Raw genomic sequence first — 20,212 nt, forward strand, 5'->3', positions numbered from 1 at the left:
GGTGATTGCCGGGGCGTTAAAGCGACTTCGGGCTTCCCGGCTCCTCCGGACCCGGCTTCTCCGGTGCCCCCGCCTCCCGCGCCGCCTCCGCCGGGGCCGGGCCCTCCTCCAGGGGGTCCGGGTGGGCCAGCGACTCCTCCGGCGGGACCACCCGCTTCTCCTCGGCGAAGTGGCAGGCGGAGTCGTGCTTGGCGGGGGTGTCGGTGAGGCGGAAGACGGCCGGGACGGCGAGCAGCGGGACCTCCAGGGCGCAGCGGTCCTGCGCCTTCCAGCAGCGGGTGCGGAAGCGGCAGCCGGAGGGGATGTTGGCCGGGGAGGGCACGTCGCCGGTGAGGATGATCCGCTCGCGGTGGGCGCGCGCCTCGGGGTCGGGGACGGGCACGGCGGAGAGCAGTGCCTGGGTGTAGGGGTGGGTGGGGTGGTCGTAGATCTGGACATCGGAGCCGATCTCCACGATCCGGCCGAGGTACATGACGCCGACCCGGTCCGAGATGTGCCGCACGATCGACAGGTCGTGGGCGATGAAGACGTACGACAGGGAGAACTCGGACTGGAGCCGGTCGAGGAGGTTGACGACCTGGGCCTGGACGGAGACGTCGAGGGCGGAGACCGGCTCGTCGGCGACGATGATCTCGGGCCGGAGGGCGAGGCCGCGGGCGATGCCGATGCGCTGGCGCTGGCCGCCGGAGAACTGGTGCGGATAGCGGTTGATGTACTCGGGGTTGAGGCCGACGACGTCGAGCAGGTCCTGGACCTTGCGGCGCCGGTCGCCCTTGGGCGCGACCTCGGGGTGGATCTCGTACGGCTCGCCGATGATGTCGCCGACCGTCATCCGCGGGTTGAGCGAGGTGTACGGGTCCTGGAAGACCATCTGGATGTTGCGGCGGACTGCCTTGAGGGCGCGGGGGGACATCTTGGTGAGGTCCTCGCCCTTGTACCTGATGGAGCCGGAGGTCGGCTTCTCCAGGTTGACCAGCATCTTCGCGACGGTCGACTTGCCGCAGCCGGACTCGCCGACGATGCCGAGGGTCTCGCCGGCGGCGAGGTCGAAGTCGACGCCGTCGACGGCCCGGACCGCGCCGACCTGCTTCTTGAAGAGGATGCCCTGGGTCAGCGGGTAGTGCTTGTGCAGGTCCCGGACCTCGAGAATCGCCTCAGCCATGGAGGCACTCCTTCCAGAAGTGGCAGGCGCTGGAGCGCGGGACGGGCGACTCGGTGACCTCGTACAGCGGGGGCACGTCGGTGCGGCAGACGTCCTGGGCCATCGGGCAGCGCGGGTTGAAGGCGCAGCCGGGCGGGATGGCGAGCAGGTTGGGCGGCAGGCCCTTGATCGCGTACAGCTCCTGGCCCTTCTGGTCCAGGCGCGGGATGGAGTCGAGGAGGCCGCGGGTGTAGGGGTGGGCGGGCGCCTTGTAGATCTCGTGGACGGGGGCCTTCTCGACGATCCGGCCGGCGTACATGACGGCGATGTCGTCGGCGACGTCGGCGACGACGCCGAGGTCGTGGGTGATGAGGATGAGCCCCATGTTGTACTCGCGCTGGAGTTCGGCGAGGAGCTCCATGACCTGGGCCTGGACGGTGACGTCGAGGGCGGTGGTGGGCTCGTCGGCGATGATCAGCTCGGGTTCGAGGGCGAGCGCCATGGCGATCATGATGCGCTGGCGCATGCCGCCGGAGAACTGGTGGGGGTACTGGCCGACGCGCTCCTTGGCGGCGGGGATGCGGACCCGGTCCATCAGTTCGACGGCCTGGGCGCGGGCGTCCTTCTTGCTCATCCCCTTGTGGACGACGAACATCTCGCCGAGCTGTTCGCCGACGCTGAGGACGGGGTTGAGGGAGGAGAGCGCGTCCTGGAAGATCATCGCCATCTTGGCGCCGCGGACCTTCCTGCGCTCCTCCTCCTTGAGCTTGAGCAGGTCCTGGCCCTGGAAGAGGATCTCGCCACCGGTGATCTTCCCGGGGGGCATGTCGAGGATGCCCATGACGGCCTGGGCGGTGACGGACTTGCCGGAGCCGGACTCGCCGAGGACGGCGAGGGTCTCCCCCGAGTCGACGGAGTAGTTCACGCCGTTGACCGCCTTGGCGATCCCGTCGCGGGTGTGGAACTCCACGTGCAGGTCGCGCACTTCGAGCAGCATGGGTGCCTACCTCAGCTTCGGGTCGAGGGCGTCGCGGACGGCGTCGCCGAGCATGATGAAGGCGAGCACCGTGATGGCGAGCGCGCCGGAGGGCCAGAGCAGCATGTGCGGCGCGTTGCGGACGTACGGCGAGGCCGAGGAGATGTCGATGCCCCAGGAGACCGTCGGCGGTTTCAGGCCGACGCCGAGGAAGGACAGGGTCGCCTCCAGGGCGATGTAGGTGCCGAGGGCGATGGTGGCGACGACGATGACGGGCGCGAGGGCGTTGGGCGCGATGTGCCGGAGCAGCATCCGGGAGTTGGAGGCGCCGAGCGCGCGGGCGGCCTGCACGTAGTCGTTCTGTTTGGCGGTGATCACCGAGCCGCGGGCGATGCGGGAGAGCTGCGGCCAGCCGAGCAGCACCATGAAGCCGATGACGGGCCAGACGGTGTTGTTGCTGACGACGGAGAGCAGGACGAGGCCGCCGAGGACGACGGGGATGGCGAAGAAGATGTCGGTGATCCGGGAGAGGATGCCGTCCCAGGCGCCGCCGAAGAAGCCGGCGAGGCCGCCGAGGGTGGCGCCGAGGAGGGTCACGCCGAGGGTGGCGAGGACGCCGACCTCGATGGAGGCCCTGGCTCCGTAGACGGTCCGGGTGTAGACGTCGCAGCCCTGTCCGTTGAAGCCGAAGGGGTGGCCGGGCTGGGATCCCTCCTGCGCCTTGGAGAGGTCGCAGTCGAGGGGGTCGCCGGAGGCGATCAGGGACGGCCAGATCGCGATGATCACCAGGAAGAGGATGATCAGGCCGGAGACGATGAAGACCGGGTTGCGGCGCAGGTCGTGCCAGGCGTCGGACCAGAGGGAGCGGGGCTTGTTGTCGGGTCCGGTGCCCTGGGGGCCGGCGGGCAGCTTCTCCAGGGTCTCGGCCTCCTCCATGGCGAGGTCGGTGGCTCCCCCGGCGCCGGTCGCGGCGATCGCGCGACCCTCTTCCAGCGGTTCGAGCGGCTCAGGCATAGCGAATCCTCGGGTCAAGGACGGCGTACAGGAGGTCCACCAGGAGGTTGGCCAGCAGGAAGATCAGGACGAGGATCGTCACGAAGCCGACCACGGTCTGGGTGTTCTGCCGGACGATGCCCTGGTAGAGCTGGTAGCCGACGCCGTGGATGTTGAAGATCCGTTCGGTGACGATGGCACCGCCCATGAGCGCGCCGACGTCGGCGCCGATGAAGGTGACCACCGGGATGAGGCTGTTGCGCAGCAGGTGGCGGCTGATGACCCGGCGGCGCGGGAGGCCCTTGGCGACGGCGGTGCGGACGTAGTCGGCGCGCTTGTTCTCGGCGATCGAGGTGCGGGTGAGCCGGGTGACGTACGCGAGGGAGACGGAGGCGAGGACCAGGCCGGGGACGATCAGCTCGTCGAAGGTGGCGGCGGGCGAGACGGCCGGGTCGATCCAGCCCCACTTGACGCCGAGCAGCAGCTGGACGAGGAGGCCGGTGACGAAGGTGGGGACGGAGAGGACGACCAGGGTCAGCAGCAGGACGGTGGTGTCGACGGGGCGGCCGCGCTTGAGGCCGGTGATGACGCCGAGGCTGATGCCGATGACGATCTCGAAGAGGATGGCGACGATGGTGAGCCGGATGGTGACCGGGAAGGCGGTGGCCATCAGTTCGGTGACCGGCTGCCCGTTGAAGGCGGTGCCGAAATCGCCGGTGAAGACGTTGCCCATATAGGTCAGGTATTGCTGCCAGACGGGCTTGTCGAGGCCGAACTCCTGCCTCAGCCGGGCGGCCGTCGCCGGGTCGCAGGCGCGGTCGCCGCAGAGTCCGGCGATGGGATCGCCCATCACGTTCACCATCAGGAAGATCAACAGCGTGGCGCCGAAGAAGACCGGGATCATCTGCAGCAGCCGCCGGATCACGTATCGACCCACGGGAACCTCCAGGGAGGGGGAAGGCGTACGGCCCGGCGCGGGGTTCCGCGTGCCGGGCCGTACGCCACCGGCCTACGACGACGTCACTTGACCTTGATCTGGTCGTAGACCGGGACGCTGAACGGGTTGAGGGAGACGTTCTCGACCCGGTCGGAGTAGCCGGCGCTGCCGTTCTGGTACCAGAGCGGGATCGCGCCCATGTCGTCGCGGAGGACTTCCTCGGCCTGCTGGAAGAGGCCGACGGCCTTCGGGATGTCGGTCTCGGCGTTGGCCTGGTCGACCAGCTTGTCGAACTCGGCGCTGGTGTACTTGCCGTCGTTGGACGAGGCGTTGGTGTAGTACAGCGGCTGCAGGAAGTTCTGGATGAGCGGGTAGTCCATCTGCCAGCCGGCCCGGAAGGGTCCGGTCATCTTCTGGGTGGTGACCTGGTTGCGGTAGTCGGCGAAGGTGCCGATCGGGTTGCCGACGCACGCCGTGTTGTTGCCGAGGGCCCGGTTGATGGAGTTGCAGACGGCGTCCACCCACTCCTTGTGGGAGCCGGTGTCGGCGTTGTACGAGATCTTCATGGTGCCGCCGGGGATGCCGCCGCCCTCGGCGACCAGCTTCTTCGCCTCGGCGGCGTCGTACGTGCAGAAGTCGCCGCAGATGTCCTTGAAGCCGCCGTCCTCGCCGAGGACCGGGGAGGTCCAGTCGACGGCGGGGGTACGGGTCTTCTGGAAGATCGTCTCGGTGATCTGCTCGCGGTCGATGGCCCTCGACAGGCCCTGGCGGAGCTTCTCCTGGCCCGGCTTGTTCCACGCCTCGTCGTAGAACGGGAAGGAGAGGGTCTGGATGATGCCGGCCGGGACGTTGATGTACCGGTCGCCGAGGTCGGCGGAGACGTTCTTGAGCTGGGCGGCGGGGACGTCGTCGACGAGGTCGAGGTTGCCGGCGATCAGGTCGGTGTACGCGGTGTTGTTGTCCGTGTAGACCTTGAGGGTGATGCCGCCGTTCTGGGCCTTGTCGTCACCGGGGTACCCGTCCCAGCGCTTGAGCTCCATCTGGGAGCCCTTGGAGTACGAGTCGATGGTGTACGGGCCGTTGCCGACGGGCTTCGACAGCCAGGCGTCGTGGTCGTCGAAGAAGGCCTTGGGGAGCGGCGCGAAGGCCGCGTAGCCGAGGGTGTCCGGCCAGGTCGAGAACTTCTGGGAGAGCTTCACCGTGAAGGTCTGCGGGCCGGTGACCTTGAGGCCGGACAGGGTGTCGGCGGTGGCCTCGCCCTCGTCGGGGTGGACCTGGTCGTAGCCCTCGATCTGGCCGAAGAAGAAGGCGTTCTTCTGGTTGTTCTTGAGGGCGGCGCCGTAGTTCCAGGCGTCGACGAAGGACTGGGCGGTGACCTTCTCGCCGTTGGAGAACGTCCAGCCGTCCTTGACGGTGATGGTGAAGTTGGTCGAGTCGGTCGTCTCGATCTTCTCGGCGAGCATGTCCTTGGCCTCGCCGGTCTTCGGGTCGTACTGCTTGAGCCCGCGGAAGATCATCGACAGGACCTTGCCGCCCTGGACCTCGTTGGTGTTCGCTGGCTCCAGCGGGTTCTGCGGGTCGCCCCAGGAGGAGCTCACGATGCCGTCGGCCCCTCCACCGCCACTGTCGTCACCGCCGCCGCAGGCGGTCGCCGCCAGGGCGACGGCGGTGGCCAGTGCGGCCCACTTGGCGTGCGTGGCTCCGCGCATGGAGTGCCTCCCGATTGTCCTAAGCGTGACTTAGGGCCAAATATCACCCGATATTGACGGGGGTGCACTTTTACGGCGTCCGAGCGAGTACGGGGGGTGCACGGGGCGGTACGGGAGGGGCCGCGGCGATACGGAAGGGCCCCCCGCACCCGGCGGGGGTGCGAGGGGCCCTGGTCCTGCGGGTCCGTCCTTCAGGCCGTCACGGTCGGTCAGCCCGCGTGGACGACGTCCCGCTCCTCGGCGAAGTGGCACGCCGACTCGTGGGCCGCGAGGGTGTCCTGGCCGCGGAAGCGCTCCGGGATCGCCAGGACGGGCTGCTCCGTGGAGCACTTGTCCTGGGCCTTCCAGCACCGGGTGCGGAAGCGGCAGCCCGACGGCGGGTTCGCCGGCGAGGGCACGTCGCCCGTGAGGATGATCCGGTCGCGGTCGACACGCGCCCGCGGGTCCGGCACCGGCACCGCGGAGAGCAGCGCCTGGGTGTACGGGTGCGTGGGGTGGTCGTAGATCTCCGCGTCCGTACCGATCTCGGCGAGCTTGCCGAGGTACATGACGCCCACGCGGTCCGAGATGTGCCGGACGATCGACAGGTCGTGCGCGATGAAGATGTAGGACAGGTTGAACTCGTCCTGGAGCTTCTCCATCAGGTTGATGACCTGCGCCTGGACGGAGACGTCCAGGGCCGAGACCGGCTCGTCGCAGATGATGATCTCCGGGTTGAGCGCGAGGCCGCGGGCGATGCCGATGCGCTGGCGCTGACCGCCGGAGAACTGGTGCGGGTACCGGTTGATGTACTCCGGGTTCAGACCGACGACGTCGAGCAGCTCCTGCACCTTGCGGCGCCGGTCGCCCTTCGGGGCCACCTCGGGGTGGATGTCGAAGGTCTCGCCGATGATGTCGCCGACCGTCATGCGCGGGTTCAGCGAGGTGTACGGGTCCTGGAACACCATCTGGATGTTGCGGCGGACGGCCTTCAGCGCGCGGCCGGTCAGCTTGGTGATGTCCTGGCCCTTGTAGAAGACCTCGCCCGCGGTGGCCCGCTCCAGGTTCATCAGGAGCTTGGCGACCGTGGACTTGCCGCAGCCGGACTCGCCCACGATGCCGAGGGTCTCGCCCTGGTAGAGGTCGAAGGAGACCCCGTCCACGGCCTTGACCGCGCCGACCTGCTTCTTGAAGAGGATGCCCTGCGTCAGCGGGAAGTGCTTCTGCAGGTTGCGCACCTGGAGGATCGGCTCGCCGCGCTCGATCGGCGTGTCGAGAGCCGCGGCCACGGCCTCGTCGTTCTTGCTGAGGTCAGCCATCGATCGTCTCCTTCCAGAAGTGGCAGGCGCTCTTGCGGCCCGGCAGATCCGCGCCGTCCTGCTCGGTGACCGGCACCAGGGCCGGGATCTCCGTACGGCAGAGGTCGGTGGCCTTCGGGCAGCGGGGATTGAAGGCGCAACCACTCGGGATGCGCGTCAGGTTGGGCGGCAGACCCTTGATCGCGTACAGCTCCTGGCCCTTCTGGTCCAGGCGCGGGATCGAGTCGAGCAGACCCCGGGTGTACGGGTGGGCGGGACGCCCGTACAGCTCGTGGACGGGCGCCTGCTCGACGATGCGGCCGGCGTACATCACGGCGATCTTGTCCGCGACGTCGGCGACGACGCCGAGGTCGTGGGTGATCAGGATCAGGCCCATGTTGTACTCGCGCTGGAGCTCCGCGAGCAGGTCCATGACCTGGGCCTGGACCGTCACGTCGAGGGCCGTGGTCGGCTCGTCGGCGATGATCAGGTCCGGCTCCAGGGCGAGCGCCATGGCGATCATGATGCGCTGGCGCATACCGCCGGAGAACTGGTGGGGGTAGTCGCTGACCCGCGCCTTGGCGGCGGGGATCTTGACCTTGTCCATCAGCTCGATGGCCTTGAGCTTGGCGTCCTTCTTGGACATGCCCTGGTGGACGCGGAACATCTCGCCGAGCTGGTAGCCGACCGAGAGGACCGGGTTCAGCGAGGAGAGCGCGTCCTGGAAGATCATCGCGATCTTCCGGCCGCGGATCTTGCGGCGCTCCTCTTCGGACATCTTCAGCATGTCCTGGCCGCGGAACAGGATCTCGCCCTGCGGGATCCTGCCGGGGGGCATGTCGAGGATGCCCATGATGGCCTGGGCGGTGACGGACTTGCCGGAGCCGGACTCGCCGAGGACGGCGAGGGTCTCGCCGGCGCTGACCGAGTAGTTCACGCCGTTGACAGCCTTGGCCACGCCGTCGCGGGTGTGGAACTCCACGTGCAGGTCGCGCACTTCGAGAAGCGTGTCGCCGGCGGCGCCACGCGGCGCGGGTACGCTCGCGGTCTTTTCGATGATGGTCATGTACGCCTCCCTCAGCGCAGCTTGGGGTCGAGGGCGTTGCGCACCGCATCGCCGAACATGAGGAACGAGAGCACCGTGATCGAGACCATGACGGACGGGATGACCAGGACGTACGGAGCGTTCCGGATCTGCTGGAAGCCGTCGGAGACGTCGATGCCCCACGAGACCGTCGGCTCGGCGAGGCCGATACCGAGGAAGGACAGCGTGGCCTCGGCACCGATGTAGCCGCCGAGGGCGATCGTCGCGACGACGATCACCGGCGCGAGGGCGTTCGGCAGGATGTGCTTGATCATGATCCGCGAGGTGGAGGCGCCGAGCGCGCGGGCGGCCACCACGTAGTCGGCCTGCTTGACCGTGATCACCGCGCCGCGCGCGACACGGGCGATCTGGGTCCAGCCGAGGAAGGCCAGGGCGAGGATCACGACCCAGACCTCGCGCGTCTCGAAGCTGGTCAGGATGACCATCGCACCGAGCAGGAAGGGCACGCCGAAGAAGATGTCGGTGACCCGGGACAGGACGCTGTCGATGAAGCCGCCGTAGTAGCCGGCCAGCATGCCGAGGGCGCCGCCGACGGCGGTGACCAGGATCGTGACCGTGACGCCGACGGTGATCGACGCCCGGGCGCCGTGGATGACGCGGGCGTAGATGGAGCGGCCCTGGATGTCGTAGCCGAACCAGTCCGCGGCGAAGACATGGCTCCAGTTGGGCTTCTGGAGGTAGTGGTTGACCAGGTCACCGTCACGCGGCGAGGCGCTGGTGAACAGCGAGGGCGCGACGGCCATCACGATCAGCAGCAGGATCATCACCGACGAGACGAGGAAGAGCGGGTTGCGCCGCAGGTCGTGCCAGGCGTCGGACCAGAGGCTGCGTGCCTTCCCCGACGTCTGCCCCGCCTCGTCCGCCGTGACGGTGTCGCGCCCGTCCGCGATCGTGGCGACGGAGCCCTCCGCGGTCTCTGCGATCTTCTCAGGCATAACGGATCCTCGGGTCCAGAACCGCGTAAAGCAGGTCGACGAGCAGGCTGGCGATGAGGTAGATGAGCACGATCAGAGTGACGACGCCGACGACCGTCGAGCCCTCGCGGTGCCGCAGCGCGTCGAAGATGAGGCTGCCGACTCCCTTGATGTTGAAGATGCCCTCGGTGACGACGGCGCCGGACATCAGGGTGCCGAGGTCGGTGCCGAGGAAGGTGACGACCGGGATCATCGAGTTGCGCAGCAGGTGCACGCTGACGACCCGCCGGCGCGGCAGGCCCTTGGCGACCGCGGTGCGGATGTAGTCGGCGCGCAGGTTCTCGGCGATGGAGGTGCGCGTCAGGCGGGCCACGTAGGCCAGGGAGAGCGCGCCCAGCACCGATGCGGGCAGCAGCAGTTCGCTGAGGTTCTCTTCGAGCGACACGTTCGGCTCGACGATGCCGAGCTGGAACGCGAAGAAGTACTGGGAGAGACGGCCCAGGACGAACGAGGGGACCGAGATCAGCAGCAGCGTGAGGATCAGCAGGCCGCGGTCGCGCAGCGTGTCGGGCTTGAGGCCCGCGATCACGCCGAGCGTGATGCCGACCACGACCGTGAAGGTGAACGCGAAGAGCGTCAGCTGGATGGTGACCGGGTAGGCCTCCGCGATGACCTCGGCGATGGGCCGACCGCTGGCGATCTGCGTCCCGAAGTCACCCTGAAGCAGGTTGCCCAGATAGATGACGTACTGCATCAAAAGTGGCTTGTCGAGCCCCAGATCGCTTCTCAGCGCAGCGATCTGCGCCGGATCCACGTTCTGTTCGCCTGCCAGCGCGCGCACGGGATCGCCGGGCAGCACGTACATCATCGAGAAGATCAGCAGGGTTGACCCGATGAACACCGGGATCATCTGGAGCAGTCGTCGTGCGACGTAGCGCCCCATGGGTGCCTCCGTGAGGGGTGAACGACGGTCAGGGGACCGTCCGTGACAGACGGCCCCCTGACCTCCGCCGTCGTCGGAGACTCCGACGACGGCGGTTTGACGGCCGATTGGGGGTTGAGGCCCGCGGGCTGGTTACTTGGTGGTGACGTCGGTCAGCACGAGGTCGCCGTGGTAGTCGACCTTCACGTTGGTGACGCCCTTACCGTGGCCGCCGTTGATGCTGTAGTACCAGAGCGGGATGGCCGGCATCTTCTCGAGAACCTTCTTCTCGACCTCCTGGTAGGCCTTGACCGACTCCTCGAGGGAGTTGGCCTTGTCGCCCGCCGCCATGAGGGCGTCGATCTCCGCGTCGTTGAAGCGACCGTTGTTGCTCTCCGCCTTGGAGTGGTAGAGCTCCTTCAGGAAGTTGACGTTGACCGGGTAGTCGGCGACCCAGCCACCGCGGTACATCGACTTGACCTGGTTGTTGTCGCGCGCCTCGAGGTCCGTCGGGAAGTCGGGCTTCGGGTCGCCGACGCAGTCCACGTCGGTGGCCCGGCGGATGGACTCGCAGACCGCGGTCACCCACTCCTTGTGGCCACCATCGGTGTTGTACTGGATGTACAGCTTGTTGTCCGGGACGCCACCGCCCTCGGCGATGAGCTTCTTCGCCTTCTCCGGGTTGTAGGTGAAGACGTCCGTGCCGAGGTCCTGGTTGCCCTTGATGCCGGGCGGGGTGAAGCTCTTCGCCGGGGTACGGGTGTTGTTCAGGACGGTCTTGGTGATCGTGTCACGGTCGATCGCCATGGACAGACCCTGGATGACCTTCGGGTCGACGTCCTTGAACGTCTTGCTGTAGAAGGCCGGGACCAGCGACTGGATGGCCGCGTACGCCTGCTCGATGGCGCCGTCGCCCAGGTCCTGCTTGTACTTCGGCAGGTCGGTCGGGCCGACCTGGCGGATCATGTCCAGGTTGCCGGAGAGGACGTCCTGGTACGCCGCCTCGACGGTGGCGTAGTTCTTGAACTGGATGCCCTTGTTCTTGGGCTTGTTCGGACCCTGGTAGCCGTCGTAGGCGGCGACCTGGATCATCTTCTTGTGGGTCCAGGACTCGAACTTGTACGGGCCGTTGCCGATCGGCTTCTGGCCGAACGCCTTCGGGTCGTCGTAGAAGACCTTCGGCAGCGGGGCGAAGGTCGAGTAGCCCAGCTTGTAGTTGAAGTACGGGACCTTGTCGGTCAGCGTGATCGTGAAGGTGGTGTCGTCCACGACCTTCAGACCCGACATCTTGTCGGTCTTCGGGTCACCCTTCTCCGGGTGCACGTCGCCGTAGCCGGCGATGTCGGAGAACCAGAACGCGTTCTGCTGGTTGTTCTTGACGTTCGCGTACCAGTTCCAGGCGTCCACGTAGGACTGCGCGGTGACGGCCTCGCCGTTGTGGAACTTCCAGCCGGGCTTCAGCTTGACGGTCCACACCTTGGCGTCCGTCGTCGTGACCGACTCGGCGTTGGTGTAGACGATGTCGCCCTTGGCGTCGAAGTCGAGCAGCTGAGTGAAGACTGCGCGGATGACGTACGAGCCGACGCTCTCGTTGGTGTCGGCCGGGATCAGCGGCTTCTGCGGCTCACCGACGTCGATCGAGACGTAGCCTGCGGGCTGACCCGAGGCGTTCTTCTTGCCCTTGTCGCCACTGTCGTCCTTGCCCCCGCCACAGGCGGTAGCAGCCAGGGCGACGATGATCGCGCCCGCTACCCACTTGGCGCTCTTGGCACCGCGCATGGGTTTCCTCCTCATGAGTCCACTTGTCACTACAAGAAGGGCACTTCGAGACCTGCCGACACCCCTGACGGCGTTGATCCCCCGGTACCCCGAGTGTGCTCGTGAGTCGGCACTCCCCACAGTGCGTGACCCATTGACCCGAGCTCAATGCAGCCAACTATTAAGTACGCCCGGGCTGTAAACCACACTTAAGTGGTCTCGTTTTGACAACATCACCAAGGCCCCAGATACCGAAATCCGGACAAACTGATCACAGACAGACACCCGCGAAACGGACCGTTAACACACGTACCGGAGAGCGATGACCGGAATCCGGACACCCGGCCCGGGCAATGCGTTTGACGAAAAAGGCCTGGCCACTCGCACAGTGTGCGAGTGGCCAGGCCTTATGTGTGAGATGCGGCTCAGGCGTTCTTGGCGCGCGAGGCGGAGCGGCTGCGCTCCTTCTGGTCCAGGACGACCTTGCGGATGCGGACGGCCTCCGGGGTCACCTCGACGCACTCGTCGTCGCGGCAGAACTCCAGGGACTGCTCCAGGGAGAGCTTGCGCGGCGGGACGATCGCCTCGAACGAGTCGGCCGACGAGGACCGCATGTTCGTGAGCTTCTTCTCCTTGGTGATGTTCACGTCCATGTCGTCGGAGCGCGAGTTCTCGCCGACGATCATGCCCTCGTACACCTCGGTGCCGGGGTCGGTGAACAGGACGCCGCGCTCCTGGAGGTTGGTCATCGCGAAGGCGGTGACCGCGCCGGCGCGGTCGGCGACCAGGGAGCCGTTGTTACGGGTCTGGAGCTGGCCGAACCACGGCTCGTGGCCCTCGTGGATCGAGTGGGCGATGCCGGTGCCGCGGGTGTTGGTGAGGAACTCCGTACGGAAGCCGATCAGGCCGCGGGACGGGACGACGAACTCCATGCGGACCCAGCCGGAGCCGTGGTTCGACATGTTGTCCATGCGGCCCTTGCGGACGCCCATGAGCTGGGTGACGGCGCCCATGTGCTCCTCGGGCACGTCGACCGTGAGGCGCTCGACGGGCTCGTGGATCTTGCCGTCGACCTCCTTGGTGACGACCTGGGGCTTGCCGATGGTGAGCTCGAAGCCCTCGCGGCGCATCTGCTCGACCAGGATGGCGAGCGCGAGCTCACCACGGCCCTGGACCTCCCAGGCGTCCGGACGCTCGGTGTCGAGGACGCGGAGCGAGACGTTGCCGATGAGCTCGCGGTCCAGGCGGTCCTTCACCTGGCGGGCGGTGACCTTGCGGTCCTTGACCGCGGCCTTCGCGTCGGCGCCCTTGCCGGTGCCGCCGCGGCCGACGAGCGGCGAGGTGTTCGTACCGATGGTCATGGAGATGGCCGGCTGGTCGACCGTGATCAGCGGGAGCGCGATCGGGTTCTCCGGGTCGGCCAGGGTCTCGCCGATCATGATGTCGGGGATACCGGCGACGGCGCAGATGTCACCGGGGCCGGCGACCTCGGCGGGCTTGCGGGTGAGCGCCTCGGTCATCATCAGCTCGGTGATGCGGACGTTGGAGATCGTGCCGTCCCGCTTGATCCACGCGACCGTCTGGCCCTTGCGCAGCTCGCCCTGCTCGACGCGGAGCAGCGCGATACGGCCGAGGAAGTTGTCGGCGTCCAGGTTGGTGACGTGGGCCTGGAGGGGCGCCTCCTCGTCGTACGACGGGGCCGGGACGTGCTCCAGGATCGTGGAGAAGAAGGGCTCCAGGTTCTCGGAGTCCTGCGGGACCGTGCCGTCCTCCGGCTTGGTCAGCGAGGCGATGCCGTCACGGCCGCAGGCGTAGACGATCGGGAACTCGATCTGGTCCTCGTCCGCGTCCAGGTCCAGGAACAGGTCGTAGGTCTCGTTGACGACCTCGTCGATCCGGGAGTCCGGGCGGTCCGTCTTGTTGATGCAGAGGATGACCGGCTTGCGCTGCTGGAGGGCCTTGCGCAGCACGAAGCGGGTCTGCGGGAGCGGACCCTCGGAGGCGTCCACCAGGAGGACGACGGCGTCGACCATCGACAGACCGCGCTCGACCTCGCCACCGAAGTCGGCGTGGCCGGGGGTGTCGATGATGTTGATCGTGATCGGGGCCCCGCCGTCCTTGGGGTGGTACTTCACCGCCGTGTTCTTGGCGAGGATCGTGATGCCCTTCTCACGCTCCAGGTCGTTCGAGTCCATCATGCGGTCGTCGAGCTGCTGGTGGGCGGCGAAGGCACCGGCCTGCTTGAGCATGGCGTCGACGATGGTCGTCTTGCCGTGGTCGACGTGGGCGACGATGGCGACGTTACGGATGTCGTGGCGCGTGGGCATGGGTGGCTTGCGCTTCTCTCGGATCGTGGGAATCGGCGTCAGTTCCTCTTACGCCCGCCGGGCGGACGCGCCACGGCTATGTCCTATGGTACGGGGCTGGCGTGCAAGGGGCTTCCCCGGATCGATCCGAGAGGGTCTACTGGGACGTTTCAGGGTGGGTCCCAGGGTGTGGGGAAGATCATGCGGTCCGGGTCAAGGGGCCGACGCGATCCTGCCCGCCGGGATCACCGGCGGGCAAGGAACTTGAGCTGCTTCTGAGGTTGTGGCCTGCGGTTTCAGCGTTTCGACGGGCTACCCTTGGTCGTTTCGCTCTTCTTGAAACCGATGTCCTGGTACCGGGGGGCGGCGAAGCCCCAGGCGCCGGCGTTCACCACGTCCTTCCGGGCGGCGACCAGCTGGGGGCGCTGGTACAGGGGGATGGATCCGGCCGCGGCCCAGATCCGGGCGTCGGCCTGGCGGATCAGATCGCCCGCCTCCTCCTCGTCGAGGGTGCCGGCCGCCTGGTCGAAGAGCTGGTCGATGCGGTCCGTGCCGACGCGCGAGTAGTTCTGCTCGACCAGCAGGGAGCCGTCCGAGGCGGGCTCGGGCTTGGCGAAGATCGGCCGGGCGTCGGTCGCCGGATAGGCGGAGGCCGGCCAGGAGTAGAGGGCCAGGTCGTACTCGCCCGAGGCGACGTGGTCCTTGAAGAAGCTCTCGTCGGAGACCTTGGTGATCTCGGTACGGATCCCCACCGCGTCCAGCATGCGCACGATCCGGTCGCCGACCGCCCGCAGCGTCTCCGAGCCGGGGCCCGAGGGCAGGACGAAGCGGAGGCTGAGGGCCTTGCCGTCCTTGCCGAGGGCCTGGGAGGCGGCGGGGGCGGCGGCCGGGGCGGCGCTGCCCATGGGGGCGTAGGCGCCGGCGACGCCCCTGTCCGGCTTGGCGTTCGCGGGGGCGGCCGCCGCGGCGCGGGTGCCGGTGTCGAGGGCCTCGGCGCGGGCGAGGAGGGCGGCGCTCTCGCGGGCGGCGGCGGGGGCCGGGGCGAGGACCCGGGTGCCGGTCTCGGGGCCGCCGGGGCCGATGCGGGGGGCGGCGGGGAGCTCGCCGGGCTTGTCGTCGCCGACGATGTAGAGGCCGTCGTCGGAGGCGGTGTCGCTCTGCTCGGCCTTCTTCTTGGAGTCGGCCTCCTCGGCCGTCCCGGCCGCCTTCTTCTCCGTGGCCTTTTCCGTGGCCTTCTCCGTGGTCTTCTCCGTGGTCTTCTCCGCCCCGGCTCCGGCCTTGGTGCCCGCCGGCTTCTTCTGGGCGCCGCCCGGGACCCAGCCGGCGTCGGCGAGGAGGGCGCGGGCCTCCTTGGTGTCCTGGTCGCCGAGTGCGTCGCTGCTGTCGGCGTACGCGGCCTGGCCGGCCAGGGCCAGGTGGCTGCCGGGCGGTTCCGAGGGGAGCCCGAGCGGCTTGAGCACGGACTCGGCGAGCTCCCGGCGGTCGATGGCGCGGGCGACGGCGCGGCGGACGCGCTCGTCGGCGAGCGGCCCGGACTCGCCGTTGAGGGAGAGCTGGGTGTAGGCGGGCTCCAGGGACTTGCGGACGACGTAGCCGGCGAGGGCGTCCTGGGCGGCGGCGTAGCGGGCGACGGCCGCCTCGTTCTGGGCGCGGGCGGCCGTGACCTCGGCGGCCAGCTCCTCGTCCTCGCCGTGGGCGAGGGCCCAGGACCTGAGGGCCTTGCCGGGGGTGATGGAGGAGCCGGGGCCGTGCAGCCGGGCGGCCTCGGCGCCGCCGCGGCCCGCGTCGGCGTCCTTGAGTGCGAGGGCGATCCGCTCGGCGGTGGAGCGGTCGATCTCGGCGAGGTCGAGCTTCCCGCCGGCGAGGGCGGCCTCCCGGTCGGCGCGCGGGACGGCGCGCAGGACGAGGCTGTCGAGCTTGGCGGGCTTGCCCCACCAGCGGGGGTTGCGGGTGAGGGTGAGGTCGCCGGTCTTCCGGTCCGCCGCGCCCAGCAGGAACGGTCCCGCGGTGGCCTTGAGGGTGGTGCGGGCGCCGTCGTTGAAGGAGTTCGGGGAGCCCATCACCTGCTTCGGGTAGAGCGGGGTGAAGAGGGCGCGCCAGTCGGCGTAGGGCTTGGCGAAGGTGACCCGGACCTCCAGGTCGTTCTTGCCCTTCTCGATCTTCTCGATGCGCTCGTAGCCGGCGTTGCGGGCGGTCCAGTAGGCGGTGTCGCGGCCGCTGAGGGCCCGCCACTGGGCGACGAAGTCGGCGGCGCCGATCTCGCGGCCGTCGCTCCACACGGCCTGCTGGTTGAGCTTGTAGAGGACGACCTGGCGGGGCTCGGTCTCGATGACCTCCGCGGTCTCCAGGTAGTCGGGGTTGAGCCGGGGCCGGCCGCGCTCGTCCAGGGTGTGCAGGGCGGGCAGGACGGCGCCGGCGACCCGGCTCGTGGCGGAGTCGGCGTCGGCCTGGAAGACGTTGAAGGTGGCGGGCAGCGCGTCCACCGCCCACCGCAGGGTGCCGCCGTCGTCGACCAGGGCGCGGGCGGTGGGCGCGTTGTCCTGGGCGGCGGCGGGGCCGGTGTCGGCGTCCTCGTCGGAGCTGCATCCGGCGAGGACGGTCACGGCGAGCGCGGCGGTGGTGAGGGTGGCGACGGAGCGGAGGGTCCGGGAGCGGGGGGTCCGGGAGCGGGGGCTCCTCCTCTGGGGGGCGCCGACCTGGGACATGACTTATACCCCTTCGTCCGTTTTCGTGCCATTTGGAGATGATCAGACTCTCTTACTCATCCCACTGAACGACAACGCCCCCACCCGCCCCCGCCGACACGACGACCCCCCGCCCCAAACCCACCCGTGCGGCCCAACCCGCCGTCCCTGTGCGCGGACGCGCCCGCCCGCGACGGAGCGGCGGGGTCAGGACCAGCCCTCGTGGTAGGCGGTCCAGTCCTGGGGGTGTTCGGCGAAGTCGACGTAGAGGGCCACGCCGAAGCGTTCGCGGGCGGGGTCGGTGCGGCCCAGGCCCAGACGGACACCCCGCACCCCCGCCGCCACCGTCTCCGCGTTCTCGTGGTGCCCCAGGTCGTCCTCGTGGAAGAAGGGCAGCCCCATCAGCAGGTCGGTGCTCTCCGGCGTCACCTCCAGGGCCAGCGAGGTCTGCTGGGCGACGTACCCCCCGTACAGACTCTCCAGCGGCATCCACGTGTCGTACGACATCACCGCGATCTGGTCGACCCGCCGCGCCACCTCCCCGAAGTACTCCTGCGACCACCACTTGCCCTGGTCGGAGAAGAGGCCGAGCGCGGAGTGGGCGCCGGGCAGCGGGTCGATCTGGTGGGCGGCGACGGAGAGCGGCGCCTTCCTGGCCCGGGTCAGCCGTCCGAGGTCGTCGAGGAGCTTCAGGTAGTCGGGGTCGCCGGACTGGAGCGGTTCGAGGTCGAAGTGGACGCCGTCGAAGCCCGCGTCCAGGACCTGCCGGGCGGAGGCGGTGACGGCCGCCCGGGACGCGGGGTCGGCGAGCCGCAGGCCGACGGGCCCGTCGTTGGCGAGGACGTCGCCGAGCCAGGCCTGGACGCGGATCCCGGGCAGCACCCGGTGGATCCCGTCGGTCAGCCACCGCGCCCGCGGGTGCCGGGCGGCCGGCAGCGTGCCGTCGTGTTCGAGCGGCCCGGCGTGCACGTACAGGTCCTTGATCCCGGTGCCCTTCAGCCGCTCGGCGAGGACCTTCAGGTCGGCGTCCTTCTTCCGGCCGTCCACCCACGCGTGCCCGATCCAGTACGCGTCCCTCCCCCGCGTGCGCGCGTCGTCGCGGAGGTCGCCCGCGTAACTGACCCGCAGCGCGAGCGCGCCGAAGAGCGGCGGCACGACGAGGACGAGGGCGAGCCCCAGGGCCCACCAGCGCCCCTTGCGCCACATGCGTTTCAGCCGTCCGTCCATCCTGGCCCCCAGAACCTCACGGAGATGATCGGTTCTGACGGGGACGCCCCTCCCCCGCCGGTCGGTTTCCGGAGCAGCCGTCCGGTCGCGGGGGCGCAATACCGTACATAGCCTCCCTTCTGTGACCCGAACAGCCACCCGAGCCCTGCTCGCGATGCTGGTGGCGGCGTGGTGGCTGGTCGCGCCCGCCGCGCCCTGCGCCCGCGCCGACGACCCCGTCGTCCTCCCCTCCGACGGGCAGATCCTCGACCGGGTGGGCGCGCTGCGCGACCGGCGCCCGGAGGTCGCCGAGGCCCTCGACCGGCTCTACGACGACCGCCGGGTGCAGCTCTTCGTGGTCTACGTACGGGACTTCTCCGGCCGCTCCGGCCAGGACTGGGCCGACGCCACCGCCGAGCTGAGCGGCCTCGGCCGCGACGACGTGCTGCTCGCCGTCGCCACCCGCGACCGGCGCTACGGCTACTCCGCCGACCCCGACTCCCGGCTCACCCAGGACCAGCTCGACGACGTGGCGAGGACCGCGATCGAGCCGGCGCTGCGGGAGAACGACTGGGCGGGCGCCGCGATCGGCGCGGCGGACGGCTACTCCGCCGTCCTCGCCGGCCGGCCCGTCCCCTCCCCCGAGATCACCCCGGGCCCCGCCGACCCCGGCGGCTCCGGGGCCGACGCGCCCTCCGGGAGCGATCTGGTCCTCCCGATCGCTCTGATCGGCGGCGCCGGCGCGGTGGCGGCGTACGCGTACACCCGCAGGCGCCGGCGGAGCACCACCCGCACCACCCCCGGCGGCAGCGGCGGGCAGGGGTGGGGGCAGCCCGCGCCGCCCTCCCTGGAGGAGCTGGACGGCGAGGCCCGGCGGGCGCTGGTCGCCACCGACGACGCCGTCCGCACCAGCCAGGAGGAGCTCGGCTTCGCCACCGCCCAGTTCGGCGAGGAGGCCGCCCGGCCCTTCGAGGAGGCCGTGGCCTTCGCGAAGGAGCGGCTGACCGCCTCCTTCCGGCTGCGGCAGCGGCTCGACGACTCCTTCCCCGAGGACGACGCGACCCGGCGGTCCATGCTCGACGAGATCCTGCGGAGCTGCGCCGAGGCGAACGACCGGCTCGACGCGGAGACCGAGGACTTCGACCGGCTGCGGGCCCTGGAGCGGACCGCCCCCGAGGCGCTGGCCAAGGTCGAGGCGGCCTTGCGCGAGCAGACCGGCCGGGTCGGCGGCGCCGAGGCGGCGCTCGCGGCGATGCGGGAGCGGTACCCCGAGTCGTCGGCGGCGCCGGTCGCCGGCGACGTCCAGCAGGCCAAGGACCGGCTGGTCTTCGCCACCGCCCGCGTCCACCAGGCCCGGCAGGCCGTCGACGACGGAGACAACGGCTCGGCGGCGGTGCACGTGCGGGCCGCCGAGGGCGCGGTCGACCAGGCGGCCCGGCTGATCGAGGCCGTGGAGCGGCGGGCCCAGGAGCTGGCCGAGGCGGTCGGCCGGCTGCCGGGCGCGCTCTCCGAGACGGACGCCGACCTGGCCGAGGCCCGGGGCCTCCTCGAAGGGACCGCCGAGGGCGCCTCGACGGGCGATCTGCGGGGCCGGATCGCCCGCGCGGAGTCGGTGGCGGCGGAGGTGCGGCGGGCGAGGGAGGCGGGACGGTACGACCCCCTGGACGCGCTGCGCCGGGTCGAGGAGGCGGACGCGGCCCTGGACGGCGCGCTGGCCGGGGCGCGGGAGCGCGAGTCCGGTGACGCGCGGGCCCGGACGCTCCTGGAGCAGGCGCTGCTGACGGCCCGTGCGGAGCTGGGCGCGGCCTCGGACTACGTACAGACGCATCGGGGCGCGGTGGGCAGCGAGGCCAGGACCCGGCTCGCGGAGGCCCAGCGGCGCCTGGAGAAGGCGCGGGCGCTGGCGGCGGAGGAGCCGCAGGCGGCGCTCGCGGAGGCGCAGCGGGCGGACGGGCTGGCCCGGCGGGCGCAGGAGCTGGCGGAGCAGGACGTGCGCCGGTACGGGAACCCGAACGGCCTGGGCGGTGTGACGGGGGTCGGCGGGAGCGGTGGCGGCGGCCTCGGCGGGGCCGTGCTCGGCGGCATCATCCTCGGCGGGCTGTTCGGCGGGGGCTCCGGCAGGGGCGGCGGCGGTTTCGGGGGCGGCGGCCTCGGGGGCGGAGGTTTCGGCGGCGGGCCGGGCAGCTTCGGCGGCGGCGGCACGCGCGGCCGGCGGGGCGGCGGCGGCCGCTTCTGAGTTCCACGTCCACGACACCCACCCCACCCCACCCCACCCCACGTCACC

At 69.9% G+C, this 20,212-nt stretch carries 14 protein-coding genes; 1 reads left to right on the top strand and 13 read right to left on the bottom strand.

Annotated elements, in window-relative coordinates:
* Positions 1-16: 16 nt before the first annotated feature.
* From HHL19_RS08390 to HHL19_RS08450, 13 genes are all read right to left on the bottom strand, one after another.
* Positions 17-1,162, bottom strand: a complete 1,146-nt coding sequence (locus HHL19_RS08390; protein ID WP_169087195.1) for a dipeptide ABC transporter ATP-binding protein — start codon at positions 1,160-1,162, stop codon at positions 17-19.
* Complete coding sequence (locus HHL19_RS08395) at positions 1,155-2,138, bottom strand: ABC transporter ATP-binding protein (RefSeq protein WP_169087197.1); 984 nt, start codon at positions 2,136-2,138, stop codon at positions 1,155-1,157. The genes HHL19_RS08390 and HHL19_RS08395 overlap by 8 nt, the downstream gene beginning before the upstream one ends.
* A 6-nt stretch (positions 2,139-2,144) precedes the next feature.
* A complete protein-coding gene (locus HHL19_RS08400; RefSeq protein WP_169087199.1) occupies positions 2,145-3,131 on the bottom strand; it encodes an ABC transporter permease in 987 nt (328 codons plus the stop codon).
* Entirely contained in the window at positions 3,124-4,047 is a 924-nt protein-coding gene (locus HHL19_RS08405; RefSeq protein ID WP_169087201.1) for an ABC transporter permease, read from the bottom strand. Before HHL19_RS08405 ends, HHL19_RS08400 begins: the two co-directional genes overlap by 8 nt.
* Positions 4,048-4,130: 83 nt before the next feature.
* On the bottom strand, positions 4,131-5,756 hold the full coding sequence (locus HHL19_RS08410) for an ABC transporter substrate-binding protein (protein WP_169087203.1): 1,626 nt from the start codon (positions 5,754-5,756) through the stop codon (positions 4,131-4,133).
* A gap of 209 nt (positions 5,757-5,965) precedes the next feature.
* The gene (locus tag HHL19_RS08415; protein WP_169087205.1) at positions 5,966-7,054 is read right to left on the bottom strand and encodes a dipeptide ABC transporter ATP-binding protein; all 1,089 of its coding nucleotides are present in this window, start codon (positions 7,052-7,054) and stop codon (positions 5,966-5,968) included.
* A complete protein-coding gene (locus HHL19_RS08420; protein ID WP_169087207.1) occupies positions 7,047-8,099 on the bottom strand; it encodes an ABC transporter ATP-binding protein in 1,053 nt (350 codons plus the stop codon). Before HHL19_RS08420 ends, HHL19_RS08415 begins: the two co-directional genes overlap by 8 nt.
* 11 nt (positions 8,100-8,110) lie before the next feature.
* A complete protein-coding gene (locus tag HHL19_RS08425; protein WP_169087209.1) occupies positions 8,111-9,073 on the bottom strand; it encodes an ABC transporter permease in 963 nt (320 codons plus the stop codon).
* Positions 9,066-9,995 (bottom strand): ABC transporter permease, encoded by a 930-nt coding sequence (locus HHL19_RS08430; protein ID WP_169087211.1) that lies wholly within the window; start codon positions 9,993-9,995, stop codon positions 9,066-9,068. Before HHL19_RS08430 ends, HHL19_RS08425 begins: the two co-directional genes overlap by 8 nt.
* A gap of 132 nt (positions 9,996-10,127) precedes the next feature.
* Entirely contained in the window at positions 10,128-11,753 is a 1,626-nt protein-coding gene (locus HHL19_RS08435; RefSeq protein ID WP_169087212.1) for an ABC transporter substrate-binding protein, read from the bottom strand.
* Positions 11,754-12,157: 404 nt separating this feature from the next.
* Positions 12,158-14,059 carry a translational GTPase TypA gene (typA, locus tag HHL19_RS08440; RefSeq protein WP_169087214.1) on the bottom strand — a complete coding sequence of 634 codons (1,902 nt, stop codon included), beginning with the start codon at positions 14,057-14,059 and terminating at the stop codon, positions 12,158-12,160.
* A gap of 275 nt (positions 14,060-14,334) precedes the next feature.
* The gene (locus tag HHL19_RS08445) at positions 14,335-16,743 is read right to left on the bottom strand and encodes an ABC transporter family substrate-binding protein (protein WP_169087216.1); all 2,409 of its coding nucleotides are present in this window, start codon (positions 16,741-16,743) and stop codon (positions 14,335-14,337) included.
* A gap of 186 nt (positions 16,744-16,929) precedes the next feature.
* Positions 16,930-17,949 carry a hypothetical protein gene (locus HHL19_RS08450; RefSeq protein WP_240981476.1) on the bottom strand — a complete coding sequence of 340 codons (1,020 nt, stop codon included), beginning with the start codon at positions 17,947-17,949 and terminating at the stop codon, positions 16,930-16,932.
* Between the two features lie 154 nt (positions 17,950-18,103).
* Here HHL19_RS08450 and HHL19_RS08455 point away from each other — a divergent pair, with 154 nt between their 5' ends.
* A complete protein-coding gene (locus HHL19_RS08455) occupies positions 18,104-20,164 on the top strand; it encodes a TPM domain-containing protein (protein WP_206325369.1) in 2,061 nt (686 codons plus the stop codon).
* Positions 20,165-20,212: the final 48 nt, after the last annotated feature.

The organism is Streptomyces sp. R302 (assembly GCF_012927245.1).
In the GTDB taxonomy this organism is placed as follows: domain Bacteria; phylum Actinomycetota; class Actinomycetes; order Streptomycetales; family Streptomycetaceae; genus Streptomyces.

Coding starts and splice junctions, on each gene's coding strand:
- HHL19_RS08445 (WP_169087216.1), bottom strand. CDS start 16,743: ATGTCCCAGGTCGGCGCCCCCCAGAGGAGGAGCCCCCGCTCCCGGACC.
- HHL19_RS08395 (WP_169087197.1), bottom strand. CDS start 2,138: ATGCTGCTCGAAGTGCGCGACCTGCACGTGGAGTTCCACACCCGCGAC.
- HHL19_RS08400 (WP_169087199.1), bottom strand. CDS start 3,131: ATGCCTGAGCCGCTCGAACCGCTGGAAGAGGGTCGCGCGATCGCCGCG.
- HHL19_RS08430 (WP_169087211.1), bottom strand. CDS start 9,995: ATGGGGCGCTACGTCGCACGACGACTGCTCCAGATGATCCCGGTGTTC.
- HHL19_RS08420 (WP_169087207.1), bottom strand. CDS start 8,099: ATGACCATCATCGAAAAGACCGCGAGCGTACCCGCGCCGCGTGGCGCC.
- HHL19_RS08455 (WP_206325369.1), top strand. CDS start 18,104: ATGCTGGTGGCGGCGTGGTGGCTGGTCGCGCCCGCCGCGCCCTGCGCC.
- HHL19_RS08435 (WP_169087212.1), bottom strand. CDS start 11,753: ATGCGCGGTGCCAAGAGCGCCAAGTGGGTAGCGGGCGCGATCATCGTC.
- HHL19_RS08390 (WP_169087195.1), bottom strand. CDS start 1,162: ATGGCTGAGGCGATTCTCGAGGTCCGGGACCTGCACAAGCACTACCCG.
- HHL19_RS08410 (WP_169087203.1), bottom strand. CDS start 5,756: ATGCGCGGAGCCACGCACGCCAAGTGGGCCGCACTGGCCACCGCCGTC.
- typA (WP_169087214.1), bottom strand. CDS start 14,059: ATGCCCACGCGCCACGACATCCGTAACGTCGCCATCGTCGCCCACGTC.
- HHL19_RS08415 (WP_169087205.1), bottom strand. CDS start 7,054: ATGGCTGACCTCAGCAAGAACGACGAGGCCGTGGCCGCGGCTCTCGAC.
- HHL19_RS08425 (WP_169087209.1), bottom strand. CDS start 9,073: ATGCCTGAGAAGATCGCAGAGACCGCGGAGGGCTCCGTCGCCACGATC.
- HHL19_RS08450 (WP_240981476.1), bottom strand. CDS start 17,949: ATGGACGGACGGCTGAAACGCATGTGGCGCAAGGGGCGCTGGTGGGCC.